At 72.7% G+C, this 16,807-nt stretch carries 16 protein-coding genes; 3 read left to right on the forward strand and 13 right to left on the reverse strand.

Going from position 1 to position 16,807, the window contains the following annotated elements:
* The first annotated feature begins 229 nt into the window (after positions 1-229).
* A complete protein-coding gene (gene lepB / locus N798_RS04405; RefSeq protein WP_035946580.1) occupies positions 230-937 on the forward strand; it encodes a signal peptidase I in 708 nt (235 codons plus the stop codon).
* A 91-nt stretch (positions 938-1,028) separates the two neighbouring features.
* Here the strand turns inward: lepB and smc are convergent, their stop codons facing one another.
* The 3 genes from smc to N798_RS04420 all read right to left on the reverse strand — a co-directional run bounded on the left by smc (position 1,029) and on the right by N798_RS04420 (position 5,472).
* Positions 1,029-4,610, reverse strand: coding sequence for a chromosome segregation protein SMC (gene smc, locus N798_RS04410; protein WP_035946581.1), 3,582 nt, complete (start codon positions 4,608-4,610; stop codon positions 1,029-1,031).
* A 137-nt stretch (positions 4,611-4,747) separates the two neighbouring features.
* A complete protein-coding gene (locus N798_RS04415) occupies positions 4,748-5,035 on the reverse strand; it encodes a chorismate mutase (RefSeq protein WP_035946584.1) in 288 nt (95 codons plus the stop codon).
* Between the two features lie 113 nt (positions 5,036-5,148).
* On the reverse strand, positions 5,149-5,472 hold the full coding sequence (locus N798_RS04420) for an acylphosphatase (protein WP_052116908.1): 324 nt from the start codon (positions 5,470-5,472) through the stop codon (positions 5,149-5,151).
* 74 nt (positions 5,473-5,546) lie between these two features.
* Between N798_RS04420 and N798_RS04425 the strand changes: the two genes are divergently transcribed.
* Together N798_RS04425 and N798_RS04430 are read left to right on the forward strand one after the other, a co-directional pair.
* Positions 5,547-7,502 (forward strand): acyltransferase family protein, encoded by a 1,956-nt coding sequence (locus tag N798_RS04425; protein WP_052116909.1) that lies wholly within the window; start codon positions 5,547-5,549, stop codon positions 7,500-7,502.
* On the forward strand, positions 7,499-7,930 hold the full coding sequence (locus tag N798_RS04430) for a DUF1801 domain-containing protein (protein WP_052116910.1): 432 nt from the start codon (positions 7,499-7,501) through the stop codon (positions 7,928-7,930). Before N798_RS04425 ends, N798_RS04430 begins: the two co-directional genes overlap by 4 nt.
* Positions 7,931-7,942: 12 nt before the next feature.
* Here the strand turns inward: N798_RS04430 and N798_RS04435 are convergent, their stop codons facing one another.
* The 10 genes from N798_RS04435 to N798_RS04480 all read right to left on the reverse strand — a co-directional run.
* Positions 7,943-8,671, reverse strand: a complete 729-nt coding sequence (locus tag N798_RS04435) for an SGNH/GDSL hydrolase family protein (protein ID WP_156971616.1) — start codon at positions 8,669-8,671, stop codon at positions 7,943-7,945.
* A gap of 174 nt (positions 8,672-8,845) precedes the next feature.
* The gene (gene mutM / locus N798_RS04440; protein WP_035946587.1) at positions 8,846-9,745 is read right to left on the reverse strand and encodes a bifunctional DNA-formamidopyrimidine glycosylase/DNA-(apurinic or apyrimidinic site) lyase; all 900 of its coding nucleotides are present in this window, start codon (positions 9,743-9,745) and stop codon (positions 8,846-8,848) included.
* A 17-nt stretch (positions 9,746-9,762) separates the two neighbouring features.
* Positions 9,763-10,536 carry a ribonuclease III gene (rnc, locus tag N798_RS04445; RefSeq protein WP_035946589.1) on the reverse strand — a complete coding sequence of 258 codons (774 nt, stop codon included), beginning with the start codon at positions 10,534-10,536 and terminating at the stop codon, positions 9,763-9,765.
* 10 nt (positions 10,537-10,546) lie between these two features.
* Positions 10,547-10,741, reverse strand: a complete 195-nt coding sequence (gene rpmF / locus N798_RS04450) for a 50S ribosomal protein L32 (RefSeq protein ID WP_035946591.1) — start codon at positions 10,739-10,741, stop codon at positions 10,547-10,549.
* 1 nt (position 10,742) lies between these two features.
* A complete protein-coding gene (locus tag N798_RS04455) occupies positions 10,743-11,324 on the reverse strand; it encodes a YceD family protein (protein ID WP_035946592.1) in 582 nt (193 codons plus the stop codon).
* Between the two features lie 219 nt (positions 11,325-11,543).
* Positions 11,544-12,041 carry a pantetheine-phosphate adenylyltransferase gene (gene coaD, locus N798_RS04460; protein WP_035946604.1) on the reverse strand — a complete coding sequence of 166 codons (498 nt, stop codon included), beginning with the start codon at positions 12,039-12,041 and terminating at the stop codon, positions 11,544-11,546.
* Positions 12,042-12,119: 78 nt separating this feature from the next.
* Positions 12,120-12,752 carry a hemerythrin domain-containing protein gene (locus N798_RS04465; RefSeq protein WP_035946594.1) on the reverse strand — a complete coding sequence of 211 codons (633 nt, stop codon included), beginning with the start codon at positions 12,750-12,752 and terminating at the stop codon, positions 12,120-12,122.
* A gap of 37 nt (positions 12,753-12,789) precedes the next feature.
* Entirely contained in the window at positions 12,790-13,368 is a 579-nt protein-coding gene (gene rsmD / locus N798_RS04470) for a 16S rRNA (guanine(966)-N(2))-methyltransferase RsmD (protein ID WP_035946596.1), read from the reverse strand.
* Position 13,369: 1 nt separating this feature from the next.
* The gene (locus N798_RS04475; protein WP_035946597.1) at positions 13,370-15,601 is read right to left on the reverse strand and encodes an ATP-dependent DNA helicase RecG; all 2,232 of its coding nucleotides are present in this window, start codon (positions 15,599-15,601) and stop codon (positions 13,370-13,372) included.
* A 4-nt stretch (positions 15,602-15,605) separates the two neighbouring features.
* Positions 15,606-16,807: DAK2 domain-containing protein (locus N798_RS04480; RefSeq protein ID WP_035946598.1), on the reverse strand; the 1,202-nt coding region annotated here is incomplete at its 5' end.

Raw genomic sequence — 16,807 nt, forward strand, 5'->3', positions numbered from 1 at the left:
CGATGACGACCTCCTCGCCCTTGGGCGTGAGGACCCCACGGCCGTCCCGGCGGGCCGGAATCGCGACGAGGGCGACGACGGCGAGGGCGAGGGCGACACAGACGAGCATGCCGAGAATGAGCGCGACCATGTCCCAAGGGTGTCCTAGAGCCCGCCCGCATTCAAAACGACACCCCGCCGCGGTGGACGCCGACGGGCGTCGGGCGCCCTCACCGCGTACGCTCGCCGAGTGACCGTGACGACCGCGCAGGAGGCCTCAGGGCGTCGCCGTCGCAGGCTTCCGGTCGGCGTCGAGGTCATTCTCGCCGTGGTCGTCGTGGCGCTGGTCCAGGGCTTCGTCGCCAAGCCGTTCGGCGTGCCCTCCCAGTCCATGGAGCAGACCCTGCGCATCGGCGACCGCATCATCGTCGACCGCACGGACAGCACCGTCGAGCGCGGTGACATCGTCGTCTTCTCCCACGGCGAGACCTGGCAGGACAGCAGGCTGCGCCCCACCGGCAACGTCCTCACCGACAGCGTCCGCAAGGTCGGCGACCTCACCGGGATCGGGCCGTCGAGCACCGCCTACACCGTCAAGCGGGTCATCGGGATGCCCGGTGACCGGGTCCGCTGCTGCGACAGCTCGGGCCACGTCGTCGTCGACGGTGAGGCGCTCGAGGAGGACTACCTGTTCGAGGACCACACGTTCCGCTCCCCCGAGCTCACCTGCGACACGACGCCACGATCCTCCCGCTGCTTCCCGGAGATCCGGGTGCCCTCCGACCGGCTGCTCGTCCTCGGTGACCATCGCTCGCAGTCGGCCGACTCGGTCGCGAGCTGCCGTGGCGGGACGGAGTCCGATGGGTGCGCGCGGTTCGTGCCGATGAACCGGCTCGTCGGGCCGGTCGTCTTCCGGATCTGGCCGCTCGACACGTTCGGACGCGTCAACGCCGACTGAACCCCGACTTATTGCCCATTCGCGCCATTTCGCGAGAGCCGGCCTGCCCTGAGAGGGGCGCGAATGGGCAATAAGTCGGGCAAGGAAGCAGTCAGGCGGTGGCGGCGACGTCGCGGATACGCTGCGACACGACCGTCGTGATGCCGTCGCCGCGCATGCTCACGCCGTAGAGGGCGTCGGCGATCTCCATCGTCTTCTTCTGGTGCGTGATGACGATGAGCTGGCTGCTGTCGCGCAGCTCCTCGAAGAGGGTGATGAGCCGGCCGAGGTTGGTGTCGTCGAGCGCGGCCTCCACCTCGTCCATGATGTAGAACGGGCTCGGCCTGGCCTTGAAGATCGCGACGAGCAGCGCCACGGCCACGAGCGAACGCTCGCCACCGGAGAGCAGCGAGAGGCGCTTGACCTTCTTGCCGGGAGGACGCGCCTCGACCTCGATGCCGGTCGTGAGCATGTCGCCGGGGTCGGTGAGGACGAGCTGTCCGGAGCCGCCCGGGAAGAGCCGCTGGAAGACACGCTCGAACTGCTCGGCCGTGTCGTGGTAGGCCTCGGTGAAGACCTGCTCAACCCGCTCGTCGACCTCCTTGACGATGTCGAGGAGGTCGCGCTTGGACTTCTTGAGGTCCTCGAGCTGCTCGACGAGGAACTTGTGGCGCTCCTCGAGCGCCGCGAACTCCTCGAGGGCGAGCGGGTTGACCCGGCCCAGCGCCGAGAGGCCGCGCTCGGCCTTGCGCAGGCGCTTCTCCTGCTCGTCGCGCACGAACGCCGACGGCATCGGGACGTCGCCCTCGTGGTCGGGTCCGGCGAGGAACGGGATGGGCTGGTGCGGGCCGTAGTCCTCCATGAGGACATCCGGGTCCATGCCGAGCTCCTCGACGGCCTTGGCCTGGAGCTGCTCGATGCGGGCGACCTGCCGGGCCCGGGCCACCTCGTCGCGGTGGGCGGAGTCGGTGAGCTCGCGCAGCTCGTCCTGGTGGGTGGCCATCTCGTCGCGCAGCCCACGCACGACGGTGTCGCGGCGGGTGCGCTCGGCCTCGGCCTCGTCGCGCAGGCGGGCGGCGCGCACGAGGGCTGTCGCCATCCTCTCGGTAGCGTAGGCGGCGGCCTGGCTCACGGCGTCGGCGATGGAGGCCTCGCGGCGGCGGCGCTCCTGACGCTGGCGCAGGCGCTCGCGGGCCTGAATCTCGTTGCGGGCGGCTCCCTCGAGCGAGTCGGCGCGGCCCTTGAGCGAGCGGGCCCGCTCCTCCTTGGTGCGCAGGGTGAGCCGCAGCTCGGTCTCGGCGGTGCGGGCGCGGCTCGCAGCGAGCTCGAGCGCGTCGCGCTCGTCGGTCGAGGGCTCCTCGGACTCGGTCGGCTCGGCGCTCGCCTCGTCGAGGCGCGCGGACAGGGTGGCGAGCTCGGCCCGGTCGGCCTCGAGCGCCGCCTCGGCGTCGGCGATGGTGCGTTCGGTGCGCTCGACCTCGGAACGGCTCGACCGGATCGTCGACTGCAGCCCGCCCAGCTGCTCGGCGACGGCGGCCATGCGGGCGTCGCTGTCGTGCAGGGCCTCGAGCGCCGCCTCGACGCGCTGCGTCACCGCCGCTGCCTTCTCGCGCTCGGCGACGAGGGCGAACCGGGTCTGCTCCCCGCGCGTGGTCGCTGCGGCGGCGGCTGCCTGCGCGTCCTCGAGGGCGGACTGGATCTCGAGGAGGGACTGGCCGCTGCTCGACCCGCCACGCACCCAGCCGGGCGCATAGACGTCGCCGTCCTCGGTGACGGCGGTGATGCCGTCCCCGCGGGCGACGAGGGCCAGGGCGTGCTCGGCGCTGGGGACCAGCGCGACGAGGTCGAGGAGCTGGTCGACGGCGGGTCGCACCGAGGCGGGGGCGTCGACGACGTCACGCGCCCAGACGGCCGACCCGTCGAGGGACGGCCACGAGGCGCGGTCGGACGGCGCGGCGGTGTCGCCGACGAGGAGGGTGGCGCGGCCCTGGTCGTCGGAGCGCAGCGTGGCGACGGCGCGGGCGGCGTCCTGCGCGGTGCCGACGGCGAGCGCCTCGGAGGCCCAGCCGAGCGCCGCGGCGACGGCTCCCTCGTGGCCACCACTGACCTGGAGGAGCGAGGCGACGGTGCCGACGATCCCGTGGCCGTCACCTGACTCGGAGCTCTCGGAGGCGGCGAGGAGCGCGGCGGCCCCGTCCTTGCGACGGAGGCTGAGCTCGAGCGCCTCGACCCGGGCGGCGGCGGACGCGCGGTCGCGCTCGGCCTCGCGCTCGACGCCCTCGAGCTCGGCGATGCGGGTCTCGACCGTCGCGAGCTCCTCTGCGGCGGTCTCGTAGGCACTGTCGAGGCCCTCCTCGCCCTCCTCGTCGTGGGCGACCGTGCCCTCAAGCCGCGAGAACTCCTTCTCGGCCTCGGAGGCCCGGGCGAGCGAGGCCTCGATGATGCCGCGCAGCCGTCCGATCTCGGCCTCGCCGGCCTCGATCCGGCTGCGTCGGGCACCGACCTGGCCGGCGAGCTTGGCGAGGCCCTCGCGACGGTCGGCAGCAGCGCGAGCCAGACGCGACAGGCGTTGCTGCTCACCGGCATACGCGCTCTCGGCCTCCTCGCGGGTGGTGACGGCGGCGGCAAGCTGCTCGGCGGCGGTGGCGACCTCGGCGGCGAGCTTCTGCTCGGCCTCGCGGGCCTGCGCGGCCTGCGCGCGGAGCTCTTCGGGGTCGCGCCCCGAGGTCGTCTCGTCGACGTCGTCCTGGCCGAGGAGGCGCACCCGCTCGCGGGCGACGGAGGCGGTGGACTCGAGCCGGTCGCGCAGCGACTGCAGCCGGACGAACCGCTCCTGCGAGCGCCCGAGCTCGGGTGCGGCGTCGGCGGCCTGGCGCTCGATCTCGGTGATCCGCGAGCGCAGCGACTCGAGCGCGTTCTCGACGGTGGTGCGGCGCTCGATGAGAGCGGTCTCGTCGGCGACCTCCTGCTCGAGCGTCGAGGTGAGCTGGACGAGGTCGTCGGCGACGAGGCGCAGGCGCGCGTCACGCGCCTCGGCCTGGATGACCGCGGCCTTGCGTGCCGCCTCGGCCTGGCGACCGAGCGGGCCGAGCTGGCGGCGGATCTCGCCGGTGAGGTCGTGGACGCGGGTGAGGTTGGCCTCCATCGCGTCAAGCTTGCGCAGCGCGCGCTCCTTGCGCTTGCGGTGCTTGAGGACGCCGGCGGCCTCCTCGATGAACCCGCGGCGCTCTTCGGGGGTCGCACGCAGCACGGCGTCGAGCTGTCCCTGGCCGACGATGACGTGCATCTCGCGGCCGATGCCGCTGTCGGACAGCAGCTCCTGGATGTCGAGCAGCCGGCTCGGCGTGCCGTTGATGGCGTACTCGGAGCCGCCGTTGCGGAACATCGTCCGGGTGATCGTCACCTCGGTGTAGTCGATGGGCAGCGCGCCGTCGGTGTTGTCGATCGTCAGGCTGACCTCGGCGCGGCCCAGCGGCGGGCGGCCCGCGGTGCCGGCGAAGATGACGTCCTCCATCTTGCCGCCGCGCAGGCTCTTGGCACCCTGCTCGCCCATGACCCACGCGAGGGCGTCGACGACGTTGGACTTGCCCGAGCCGTTGGGGCCGACGATGCAGGTGATGCCGGGCTCGAGGCGCATGGTCGTGGCCGAGGCGAAGGACTTGAACCCCTTGAGGGTCAGGCTCTTGACGTACACGCGGTGGCTCTCGGTTCTTCTGGGGGCATCGGGACGGGATCGACGCCGTCACTGTACCGGCGCGTGCCCTACCGGCCGGGGACGCGAGAACCGGGCTGCGTTGCCTGTGACAGGTGGGGCTCGTGGTGCTGGCCGGGTCAGCCCTTGGCGATCGACTCGTGGTGGTGGATGACCTCGGCGATGACGAAGTTGATGAACTTCTCGGCGAACTCGGGGTCGAGCCCGCTCTCGTCCGCGAGCGCGCGGAGCCGGGCGATCTGCCGCTCCTCGCGGGCCGGGTCCGCCGGCGGGAGCCCCTCGACGGCCTTGAGCTCGCCCACCTGCTGGGTGCACTTGAACCGCTCGGCGAGCAGGTGCACGAGGGCTGCGTCGATGTTGTCGATGCTCGAGCGGAGGCGGGCCAGCTCCGGGGGGACGTCGCTCATCGCCCCATCGTAGGAACGCCGCCCGCGCGTGAGCCGCCCGTCCCAACTGCCGGTATGCCGGCCCGTGCAGACCGTGGGACCCGTGGCCGCGACCGTGCCCGGCTCACCGTCCCTCACCTCTCGACGAAGCCGGTGACGTCCGGCCGGGGCTCGCTCTCCAGCGGCGTCGAGACCGAGACCACGGCGCCGGGACGGTGCGTCGTCGACGGCTCCTCGGAGAGGAGCCGCACGAGGCGGTCGACCGCACCGCGAGGGCCTTGGGCGACGACCTCGACGCGACCGTCGGCGGTGTTGCGCGCATGCCCGACCAGCCCGAGCTCGAGCGCCCGGGCGCGCGTCCACCAGCGGAAGCCGACGCCCTGCACCTGCCCCCGCACGTTGAGCGTGACGCGGACGGGCTGCACCCCCTCGGCACCTGGGTCGAGGCTCGTCTCCATGGCGCCGATCGTAGGTCGCCCCTCCTCCAGCGCGCCTCCACGCCCCTGTCGGTGCACCTCCTTAGCCTGAGGCCATGAGCGTGGAGAGCCCTTCGCTCGGGCCCGGGGCAGCGACCTCCGCACCCCCGTCCGGGATCAGGGAGACGCGCCCACGGGGCCGGCTTCCCGGACTCGACGGCCTGCGCGCGGCCGCGATCGTCGCCGTCCTCGTCTTCCACCTCGACCCGCGCTGGCTGCCCGGCGGCTTCCTCGGGGTCGACGTCTTCTTCGTCATCTCCGGCTTCCTCATCACGACCCTGCTCGTGCGCGAGCACGCCCGCGAGGGCCGGGTCGACCTGCGCGGGTTCTGGACCCGGCGGGCACGGCGCCTGCTCCCCGCTCTGCTCGTGCTCGTCCCGAGCGTCATCCTCCTGGCCCGGCTCGTCGAGGCCGACCTGCTCGTCGGCATCCGCCGCCAGGCCCTCGGCGCCCTGACCTTCACGAGCAACTGGCTCGAGATCGCCGCCGGCTCCGACTACTTCCACAGCACCGCGCCGCAGCTCCTCATGAACCTGTGGTCGCTCGCGGTCGAGGAGCAGTTCTACCTCGTGTGGCCGCTCGTCGCCCTGGCCCTGCTCCGCCTCGCCCCGTCGTCGCGCGCCCGGGCAGGCGTGGCCGTCGTCCTCGCCCTCGCCTCCGCCGTCCTCATGGCCGTCCGCTACGACCCCGAGCTCGGGGCGACCCGCGTCTACTACGGCACCGACACGCACCTCATGGGCCTCATGCTCGGCGCCGCGCTGGCCTTCGCCTGGGCCGCCCCGCACCGCGCCTGGACCTCGACCGCGCGGTGGCAGCGGGTCCGCGTGCCCGTCGTCGCGGCATCGGCCCTCGTGCTCGTCGCCCTCGTGGCGCTGCTCGACGAGGCGACGTCCTTCACCTTCCGCGGCGGCATCCTCCTCGCCTCGCTCGCGACGAGCGTCCTCGTCCTCGCGGTCGTCGAGCGACCCTCGCCGCTCCGCTCGGTGCTCGAGGCCCCGCTGCTCCGGTGGGTCGGCGAGCGGTCCTACGGCCTCTACCTCTGGCACTGGCCGGTCATCCTCATCGTCGAGGCCGACCTCCCGTGGGCCGCTCGCTCGTCCGACGGCTACCTCTGGTCGCGCCTCTGGTGCGTCGTCGTCACCGTCGCCCTCGCCGACCTCTCCTACCGCATCATCGAGTCGCCCGTCCGTCGGCGCGGCTTCCGCGGCACGGCGCGGCACGCGCTGCACACGATCCGGTATGCCGGCACCCGCACCGCCCGCATCGTGTGGTCGTCCGTCGCCGTCCTCGCCATCGCCCTCACCGCCGTCCTGCTCACCGCCCCCACCCGCACGCGTGTCGAGGCACTCCTCGACGCCAACGCGGCCGCGGCCCGGGTGGCTCCGACCGCGAGCGCGTCCGTGCCCCTCCCCGGCGGCGCGACGCCGACGCCACAGGCATCGGGCGCGGCGGCTCCCGCAGCAACGGGCAAGGTCGTCCAGACGTGGGCGATGCCCACCGGCGCCGAGATCGACGGCGTCGGAGACTCGATGATGGTCGGCAGCGTCCACGCCCTCCGCTACTACTTCCCCGGCATCCGGATGGACGCACGCTCCAACCGCCAGTGGGCCGAGGGCTTCTCCGTCGTCAAGGCGCGCGGTGCGAGCACGCGTCGGGCCGTGGTGCTCGCCCTCGGCACCAACGCCGGCACCGACATCGACCGTGCCCGGGCGACGCTCGACGCTCTCGGGCCCGACCGCATGGTCGTCCTCGTCACCCTCCACGGCCGGATCAACCGCATCGCCTCCGACAACGCGGCGCTCAAGGAGCTGGCGAAGGGCCGCGACAACGTCGCCGTCGCCGACTGGGACGCCGCCCTCGAGGGCACGAGCGGACAGCTCCAGTCCGACGGCATCCACCCCTCGCTCAAGGGCGCCCACCTCTATGCCAGGACGATCCGGCAGGCGTTCGCGGACCTGAGCGAACGGCATACGGGCAAGGCCGTCGCGCTAGAGGAGCTCCCACTTCCATGACGACCGCTCCCCCACCCGACCACGGCGACCGCGTGACGCGTCCGGTCCCCGGCGACGTCGAGGAGCACCTGCGGGGTGTCGAGCCCGCGGCACGGCGCGACGACGCCCTTGCCGCCCTCGACCTCGTGCGCGAGGTCACCGGAGCCGAGCCAGTGCTGTGGGGCACCTCGATGGTGGGCTTCGGCCGCCGGCCCTACACGACCGCCGACGGCAAGGAGCGCGAATGGTTCACCGTCGGGCTCGCCGCGCGCAGGGCCGCCCTGACGTTCTACGGCCTCACCGCCCACGGCACCCACGCCGACCTGCTCGAACGCCTCGGTCCGCACACGACCGGCAAGGACTGCCTCTACGTCAAGCGGCTCGCGGACGTCGACGAGGCAGTGCTGCGCGAGCTCGTCGCGAGAGCCTGGGCGAGGACGTCGCGCTGATGTCCGAGGCCATCAGCCCTGGACCGCAGCGAGGATGAGCCCGTTGCGGGCAGCCTGGCCGACGGCCGTCGTGTGGACGCCGTCGCGCAGGTGGGTCGTCAAGCGGGCGGGATCCTTGGTGAGGTAGCCGTACCAGTCCACGACGGCGTCCGCCGGAGCGAGCGCCGTCGCAGCATTGACGGCATTGGTGTTGACGAGGTCTGCAGCCTGCATCGTGGCGCCCACGGACGCGCGGCGGACGAAGACGTTGACCCACACCACCCTCGTCGTCGGGCCGACGACCGCCCGCACGGACCGGGTCGCGCCGGCGATGAAGGTCGGACGGTAGATGTCGTTGGAGCCGGTTGCCATGACGAGGACCCGTGGCGGCCCCTGTCTCGCGACTCGCGCCGCCAGGCGTTCCACCGCGGGAACGCTGGGCAGGCTGCCCTGGGCGTCAACGGCAGACGGCAGACCGCGGGCGGAGAGACCGGCGGCCAGGTGGCCGTAGTCCGCCCGCGTGATCGAGTCGCCATAGACCCACACCCCCGACCTGGCCAGGGCGAACTCGGCGTCCGTCGACGTCGACCGGATCGCCGTCGTCCAGGTGCCCAGGCTGCCTGACCCGGCGCCGGTGTACATCCACGGCAGCGAACCCGGAGCGAGCGTCAGGGCAGCCGCGGTGGGTGGAGCAGCGGCGACCGCCCAGAGGACCCCGGCCAGCATGACGGCCACAATGAGCTGCGACGAGGGTCTGCGCACGCCACCTTCTCCTCCACGGCCCGGTGTGCAGGCGGGCCGCTGACGTCCTCTCCCGAGCCTAGGGCGGACGCAGAGGTCGTGTGACCCGTTCGACCGAACGCCCAGAGCGCTGCCGGGTGGGGTTCGGCACGCACCGGCCAGCACGCACGCCTCAACGACACCGCAGTGGGAGCCTCACGCGGTCGGAGGACGCCGCCGGCGTGGACGGGGTTGGCACCGAGGGCAGCTGAAGGACGACCGGTTCATGAACTGCTCGCGCCGGATGGGGGTGCCGCAACGGTCGCACGGCTCGCCCTCCTGCCCGTAGGCGTGCAGCGAGCGGTCGAAGTAGCCGGAGGCACCGTTGACGTTGACGTAGAGCGCGTCGAAGCTCGTCCCGCCCTGGAGCAGGGCCGCGGCCATGACGTCGCGGGCGTGGTCGAGGATGCGCGAGATCGCCGGCTTGGTGAGGCTGCTGCCGGGACGCTCCCCGTGGACCTGCGCGCGCCACAGTGCCTCGTCGGCATAGATGTTGCCGATCCCCGAGACGACGCCCTGGTGCAGGAGCATCCGCTTGACGGCGCTGTCGCTCGCCTTGATCCGCCGAACCACGGAGGCCTGGTCGTAGGCCGCCTCGAACGGGTCGGGCGCGATGTGCCGGATCTGGTGCGGCACGCCGTCGTCGTCGAGGTCGTCGAGCGCGAACCCGCCGAACGTGCGCTGGTCGACGAACCGCAGCTCGGGATCGCCGTCGGTGAAGGAGAACCGCGCGTGCAGGTGCTTCTCGTCGGGGGCGTCTGCGGCCTCGACGAGCAGCTGGCCGCTCATCCCGAGGTGGGCGATGAGTCCGATCGGCGGCGCCGGCTCACGGTCGGTCTCATCGCGCCCCCCGTCGAGGACGAGCCAGAGGTACTTGCCCCGGCGGCGTGCCTCGACGACGGTCGAGCCCGCGATGCGGTCGGCGAGGTCGGCCGGGCCGGGCACGTGCCGGCGGGCGACGCGGGTGCCCGTGAAGGCGGCGGTGGTGATGCGGCGTCCGACGACGTGGTCGGCGAGACCACGACGGACGACCTCGACCTCGGGCAGCTCGGGCACGGGCGGTCAGCCGGTGGTCAGGAGAGGTCGGGCAGCGGCGCGGTGGAGAGTCCGTCACCGTGCCGGTCGCGCAGGGTCTGCCACGCGGTGGCGGCGGCCTGCTGCTCGGCGTCCTTCTTCGTGCGGCCGCTGCCGGTGCCGTGGACGACACCGTCGACGAGGACCTGCGCGGTGAAGGTCTTGGAGTGCTCCGGGCCCTCCTCCTCGACGACGTACTCGACGGGGCCGGCGGAGTGCAGCGCGCAGATCTCCTGGAGGCTCGTCTTCCAGTCCAGGCCCGCGCCCAGGGTCGCCGAACGCGCCATGAGCGGGTCGAGCAGGTGGTGGACCAGCTCGCTCGCGGCAGCCAGGCCGGCGCTGGAGTAGGTCGCGCCGATGACGGCCTCGACGGTGTCGGCGAGGATCGAGTCCTTGTCGCGGCCGCCGGTCGACTCCTCGCCCCGTCCGAGGAGGAGGTAGTCGCCGAGTCCGAGGGTGCGACCGACGGCGGCGAGAGCCCTCATGTTGACGACCGCGGCCCGCAGCTTGGCGAGCTGGCCCTCGGTGAGGTCCGGGTGCGTCGTGTAGAGGGCGTCGGTGACGACGAGCCCGAGCACGGAGTCCCCGAGGAACTCGAGACGCTCGTTGTGCGGGACGCCACCGGCCTCGTAGGCGTAGGAGCGGTGGGTCAGGGCACGACCGAGCAGCGCCTCGTCGATGTCCCCACCGGTCACCTCGTGGAGGTGCTGGTGGAGCTCACCGACGGGGCGCCGCGGCGTCAGGGCCGAGAGGCCCTGCGAGCCCCTCCCCATGAGGGTGGGCTCAGCCCTGGTGCTCGGTGCGCTCGGCCACGCCGTACTGGCGGCCGTTGTAGCTGCCGCACGACGGGCACGCCACGTGCGGCTGCGTCGGGGCCTTGCACTGCGGGCACGTGGTCAGGGTGACCGGCGTGGCCTTCCAGTTGGCCCGGCGGGAGCGGGTGTTGGAGCGCGACATCTTCCGCTTCGGAACGGCCACGTCAAGTCCTATCTGAAGTCTGCGTCGTGGTCGGCTCGGACCCGAGGTCCGTGAGTGCCGCCCACCTGGGGTCGATCACGTCATGTGCGTGGTCCGGGTCCTCCTCGAGGCGCATCCCACACTCGGAACACAACCCCGGACAGTCCGGGCGACACACGGGCTGGAACGGCAGTGCTGGCACCACCGCATCCCGGAGCACCGGCTCGAGGTCGATGAGACCGTCCTCGATGAGGTACTCCTCGGCTGCGTCCTCGTCGCCCACCTCCTGGTGGTGGGCGTTGCGATCGGCGTAGGCGAACAGCTCCTGGAACCTGGCGTCCACGTCGTGGCTCACCGGGTCCAGGCACCGCACGCAGGCGCCGGTCGCCGTGCCTCGGACCGAACCGGTGACCAGGACTCCTTCGACGACGGACTCGAGCCGCACGTCGATGTCGAGGGTGTCCCCCTCGGCCACGCGCAGCACCTCCGTGCCGAACTCGGCTGGTGCACCGACCTCGCGGACAAGCTCCGCCATCGAGCCGGGTCGCCGGCCGACCTCCTTGGTGTCGAGCACCATCGGAGACCGAGGATCGAGACGGTTCATTGCCCTTTGCCTTGGTCGGGTGGTTCGGTCGGTCGTCACGGCTGACGCAGACCGAAGATCAAAGGTACCGGAGGGGGTGCCGCCTGCCCAAATGCGGTCGGTATGCCGGCCCGTGCAGCGCATGGGACCCGCGCCCCCTCCCGACTTCTTGCCCGGATGCGACACGGCGCGCTCCGCTCGCCGTGTCGCATCCGGGCAAGAAGTCGCGGTGCTCTGGGGTCAGGGGGTGGCGAGGCGCTCGGCGAGGGCGGCGTGGACGATGTCGGGCACGAGCCCGGCGACGTCGCCACCGAAGCGGGCGACCTCCTTGACGAGCGAGCTCGACACGTGCTCGAACTCGGGGGCCCCCGGCAGGAAGACCGTCTCGACGCCGGTGAGGTGGCGGTTCATGAGCGCCATGGGCAGCTCGTAGGCGAAGTCGGTCCCGCCACGCAGCCCCTTGACGATGACCTCCGCGCCGACGTCGCGGCAGACGTCGACGAGCAGGCGGCCGGCGAACGCCTCGACCCGCACGCGCGCCGACACCGACTCGGGCAGCGAGCTCTCGATGAAGCCGATCCGCTCCTCGACCGTGAAGGTGCCGCTCTTGGCGGGGTTGTGCAGGACGGCGACGACGACCTCGTCGTAGAGCGCCGCCGCGCGGACGAGCACGTCGACGTGCCCCATCGTGATCGGGTCGAACGACCCCGGACAGACGGCCCGCCTCGTTGCGCTCACGCGCGTCACCCTACTGACATGGGACGGCCCCGGGCGCTCGGCGCGCGCCCGGGGCCGTCGTGGTCGCTTCCCGAGGCGTCAGCCCTGCGCCTCCTCCTTGGAGGCCTCCTCGACCTCCTTGGCCTTCTCCTTGGCCTCGTCCTTGATCTGGTCGGCCTCCTCGCGTGCCTCGGGCGCGGCGAGGACACCCTCCTTCTCCGCGCGGGTGACGAGGGCCTGGACCTGCTCGAGGCTGGCGCAGCCCTGCTCGAGCAGCTCGTTGCGGCGGGTCGCCCAGGCGACCCCGAGCTCCTCCCGCGCGTCGATCGAGACATCCTCGCGCGCCGGGTTGAGGATCGTCTGCTCCTCCTCGTTGGCGTGGTGGTTGAGGACGGTGGCGAGCTCCTCGAGGGCGGTGTCGTACTTCTCGGTGTCGGTCCCCTTGGCCTCGAGGAAGGCGACGAGCGCCTCGTTGATCTCGGCGTGCTCCTCCTCGCCGTGCTCCTTCTCGTGCTCGCCGATCGCGCCCTTGCGCCGCAGCGTGGGGTAGACCTTCTCCTCCTCGGCCTCGCCGTGGGCGACGATGAGCTCGGCGAGGGCCTCACGGGCGGCGGCGCGGTCGGAGTCGTTGCGACGGGCCTCACGGATGAGGTCCTCGAACTGACGGTGGTCGGCCAGGATGAGGTCGAGGACGTCACCGCTGGTCGGACGGGGGATCTCGTAGTCGGTCATGCCGCAATCTTGGCTGATCAGCGTCCCTTTCGGGGGGCTAGGAACCGGACCGCGGGTCCCATGCTCTGCATGGGCCGGCATACCAGAGGACGGTCTCGCCGTAGGCCTTGCGGCGCTCCGGCTCGAGGCCCTCGGGCCACGTCGGCTCGGGCGAGCGCTTCGAGCGCTCGACGACGACGAGCGCGTCCTCCGAGAGCCAGCCTCGGGTGACGAGGGCCTCGAGGTCACCGCCGAGCGCGGCCTCGGCGAGGTCGTAGGGCGGGTCGAGGAAGACGAGGTCGAGCGGGCGCGCGGACCCGGCGAGGGCGGACGAGACCGACGTCGGCAGCACGGTGACCCTGAGGCCGAGGCGACCGGCGTTGTCGCGGATGACCGCGGCGGCGGCCCGGTCTGACTCGACGAGCGTCACCTCGGCCGCGCCGCGGCTCGCGGACTCGAGACCGAGGGCGCCGGAGCCGGCATACAGGTCCATGACGTGGGCGCCCGCGACCGCATCGCGCGCCTCGAGGGCCGAGAAGAGCGCCTCGCGCACGCGGTCGCTCGTGGGACGGGTGCCACGACCTCCCGGGGTGCGCAGCTCGCGGCCGCCCGCCGTGCCGGCGATGATCCTCGTCACGTCATCCTCGTTCCAGGTAGGCCGCCTGCTCGGCGTCGACGCGGGCCGCGACGAGCGCCGCGAGCCGGGGGTGGCCGGAGAGGTCGGCGTCCTCGCTGACGACCTCGAGCGCGTCCTCGCGGGCCGCCTCGATGAGCTCCTCGTCCTCGAGGACGTGGAGGAACTGGAGCTGGCTGCGCACGCCGTGCTGCGACGACCCGAGGATGTCGCCCTCGCGGCGCTGGCGCAGGTCGATGCGCGACAGCTCGAAGCCGTCGGTCGTCGCAGCGACCGCGTCGAGCCGCTCGTGCGGGGCCTCGCCGACGCCGGGATGGACGAGGAGGCAGAGCCCGGGCAGCCCGCCACGACCGACGCGGCCGCGCAGCTGGTGGAGCTGGGAGACACCGAAGCAGTCGGCGTCCATGACGACCATGATGCTGGCGTTGGGGACGTCGACACCGACCTCGATGACGGTCGTCGAGACGAGGACGTCGATGTCGCCGGCCGCGAACTCGCGCATGACCGCGTCCTTCTCCTCGGCAGCGAGGCGGCCGTGGAGGATCTCGACGCGCAGGCCCGCGAGCGCCGGGTTGGCGACGAGGTCTGCATGGACACGGTGCACCGAGGCGAGTGGTCGCGGCGGCGGCGCCTCCTCCTCGGTCGGGTCGTCGGGACCGCCGTCGTCTCCGTCGTCACCGTCGTCCCCGTCCGCAACGACGCCGCGGCTGGGGTCCGCGTCGAAGATCTCGGTGTCGGCGTCCGGCTCGTCGTCGTCGCCGATGCGGGGACACACGACATAGGCCTGACGCCCTTGGGCGACCTCCTCGGCGACGCGCTCCCACGTGCGCTGCAGCCAGCCGGGTCGGTCCTCGGGGACGACGTGGGTCGTGATCGGCGCACGGCCGGCCGGCAGCTCGCTCAGCGTCGAGGTCTCCATGTCGCCGAAGACCGTCATCGCGACCGTGCGCGGGATCGGGGTCGCGGTCATGACGAGGACGTGGGGCGGGTGCGTCGCCTTGCCGCGGAGGGCGTCGCGCTGCTCGACGCCGAAGCGGTGCTGCTCGTCGACGACGACGAGCGCGAGGTCCTGGAAGCTCACGTGCTCCTGGATGAGCGCATGCGTCCCGATGACGATGCCGGCGTCGCCGCTCGCGATGTCGAGGAGCGCCTTGCGGCGCGACGCCGTCGGCATGCTGCCGGTGAGGAGGGTGACGCGGGTGCCGATCTCGCTGCCCCCGAGCATCCCGCCCTCGGCGAGGTCGCCGAGCATCGCGGTGATCGAGCGGTGGTGCTGGGCGGCGAGGACCTCGGTCGGCGCGAGCAGGGCCGCCTGGCCGCCCGAGTCGACCGCGGTGAGCATGGCGCGGAGCGCGACGACCGTCTTGCCCGAGCCGACCTCGCCCTGGAGCAGGCGGTGCATCGGGACGTCGCGCGCCATCTCCGCGGCGAGCGTCTCGCCGACGTCGCGCTGGCCCGACGTGAGCTCGAAGGGCAACCGGGCGTCGAAGGCGTCGAGCAGCCCGCCCGGCCGGGGCACGCGAGCAAGGGTGGACTCCTGCGACTGCCTGGCCCGCCGCTGGGCGAGCGCGACCTGGAGGACGAACGCCTCCTCGTAGGACATGCGCCGGCGGGCCGCGGCGACCTCCTTCATCGACTCCGGGGTGTGGATGCCGCGCAGGGCGGAGGTGCGGTCCATGAGGTCGCGGCGGTCGAGCACCTGCTCCGGGATCGCCTCGGGCGTCTCGTCGAGCAGGTCGAGGACCATCCGGACGCACTCCGTGACCGTCCACGTGTGGAGGTTGCCGACGGCTCGGTAGATCGGGATGAGGTCACGCCGCTCGCCGCGGTCGAGGTCGCTGAGCAGCGAGTAGCCGGGGTGGGCGAGCTGGAGCCGGTTGTTGAAGGACGACACCTTGCCCGCGAAGAGTGCGCGCGTGCCGGGCAGGAGCTTGCCCTCGTGGCCGTGGGCCGAGAAGAAGGTGATCTCGAGGTCCTTGGTGCCGTCGGTGATGACGGCCTGGAGCATCCGACCGCGACGCGCCTTCATCGTGCGCGTCGTCGCCGACTTCACCTCGGCGACGGCGACGATGTAGGAGCCGATCGTCGCGGCGGCGAGGTTGCTCTCGGGCGACTGGTAGCGACGCGGCCAGTAGCCCAGGAGGTCGCCGACGGTCGTGATGTCGCGGGCGGTCCTGAACTTCGTCGCCTCCCGCTTGCCGAGGACCTTGCTCAGCGGGGTGGACTCCGAGTACACGGGGCTACTCCACCCCCAGGAGCAGCGGGTAGACCTGCTGGCCGCCGTCGATCCGGACGACCTCGACCTCGGCGTGCTCCTTGGCGAGGTGGGCTGCGACGGCGTCGACAAGGGCGTCATCGGCGTCGGCCCCGGAGACCAGGGTGACGAGCTCCCCGCCACCGGAGAGCAGCCGGTCGAGCACCTCGTTGGCCGTCGCGGAGAGGTCGTCGCCGATGAGCGCGACGTCTCCGCTGACGATGCCGAGGACGTCGCCGACCGCGACCGGGCCGGCCCACGTCAGCACCTCGCGCGAGGCGATCGAGACCGCGCCGTGTCGGGTCGAGACCGCCGCCCCGGTCATCGCGATGGCGTTCTCGCGCAGCCCGCGGTCGAAGTCGACGACGGCCAGCGCGGCGAGTCCCTGCACGGCGGTGCGGGCCGGGACGATGGCCGTGACGATGCCGTCCTCCTCGGCGGCGCGGCAGGCGACCTCGGCCGCCATGAGCGTGTCCTTGTCGTTGGGCAGCACGACGACGGAGGCAGCGCCGGTCTCGCGGATCGCGGCGAGGAGCTGACCCGCGGACGCCCGGGCGCCGGGCGCGCTCGGCACGACGCTCGCCCCGGCGTCCTCGAGGATCGAGGCCATGCCGGGGCCGGCGGCGCAGGCGATGACGGCGAACTTCTGCGGCTCCTTGGCCGCCATCTGCGTCGCGAAGTGCGTGACCTTGACGCGGTGCGGGCGTCCGGCCTCGATGCCGGCCTCGATCGCGGCGCCGACGTCGTCGACGTGGACGTGGACGTTCCACAGCTCGGGGCCGCCGACGACGAGCAGCGAGTCGCCGAGGCCGTCGAGGGTCGTCGTCAGCTGCGCGACCCGCTCGGCGTCGCTGCGGTCGAGCAGGAACATCACCTCGAACGCCGGTCCTTCGATCCCGACGGGGAGTGCGTCGAGCGGGTCCTCGCCGTGCGGCCGTCGAGGCGTGGGGCCGGTGGAGGCGCCGCCCTCCCCCGCCGGCGTGGTGTGGTGCCACGAGGCGCGCGGGAGGAGGAGGTCGTCGGTCGCCTGCTGGAGCGTGCCCTCGTCGGTCCACGCCCCGGTGAGCGCGCGGTGCAGCGCCTCGACCATGAGCAGGCACCCTGCGCCACCGGCGTCGACGACCCCGGCCTGCGCGAGCGAGGGCAGCTGCTCGGGCGTCCGGGCGAGCGCCTCCTCGGCGGCGGACA

The organism is Knoellia flava TL1, from assembly GCF_000768675.1.
Classification (GTDB): Bacteria; Actinomycetota; Actinomycetes; order Actinomycetales; family Dermatophilaceae; genus Knoellia; species Knoellia flava.

Bases quoted from the DNA above. Each gene is read 5' to 3' on its own strand.
- N798_RS04415 (WP_035946584.1), bottom strand. From the start codon at position 5,035: ATGAGCGACGTCCCCCCGGAGCTGGCCCGCCTCCGCTCGAGCATCGAC.
- N798_RS04420 (WP_052116908.1), bottom strand. From the start codon at position 5,472: ATGGAGACGAGCCTCGACCCAGGTGCCGAGGGGGTGCAGCCCGTCCGC.
- N798_RS04425 (WP_052116909.1), top strand. From the start codon at position 5,547: ATGAGCGTGGAGAGCCCTTCGCTCGGGCCCGGGGCAGCGACCTCCGCA.
- N798_RS04430 (WP_052116910.1), top strand. From the start codon at position 7,499: ATGACGACCGCTCCCCCACCCGACCACGGCGACCGCGTGACGCGTCCG.
- rnc (WP_035946589.1), bottom strand. From the start codon at position 10,536: ATGGGGAGGGGCTCGCAGGGCCTCTCGGCCCTGACGCCGCGGCGCCCC.
- N798_RS04455 (WP_035946592.1), bottom strand. From the start codon at position 11,324: ATGAACCGTCTCGATCCTCGGTCTCCGATGGTGCTCGACACCAAGGAG.
- N798_RS04465 (WP_035946594.1), bottom strand. From the start codon at position 12,752: ATGACCGACTACGAGATCCCCCGTCCGACCAGCGGTGACGTCCTCGAC.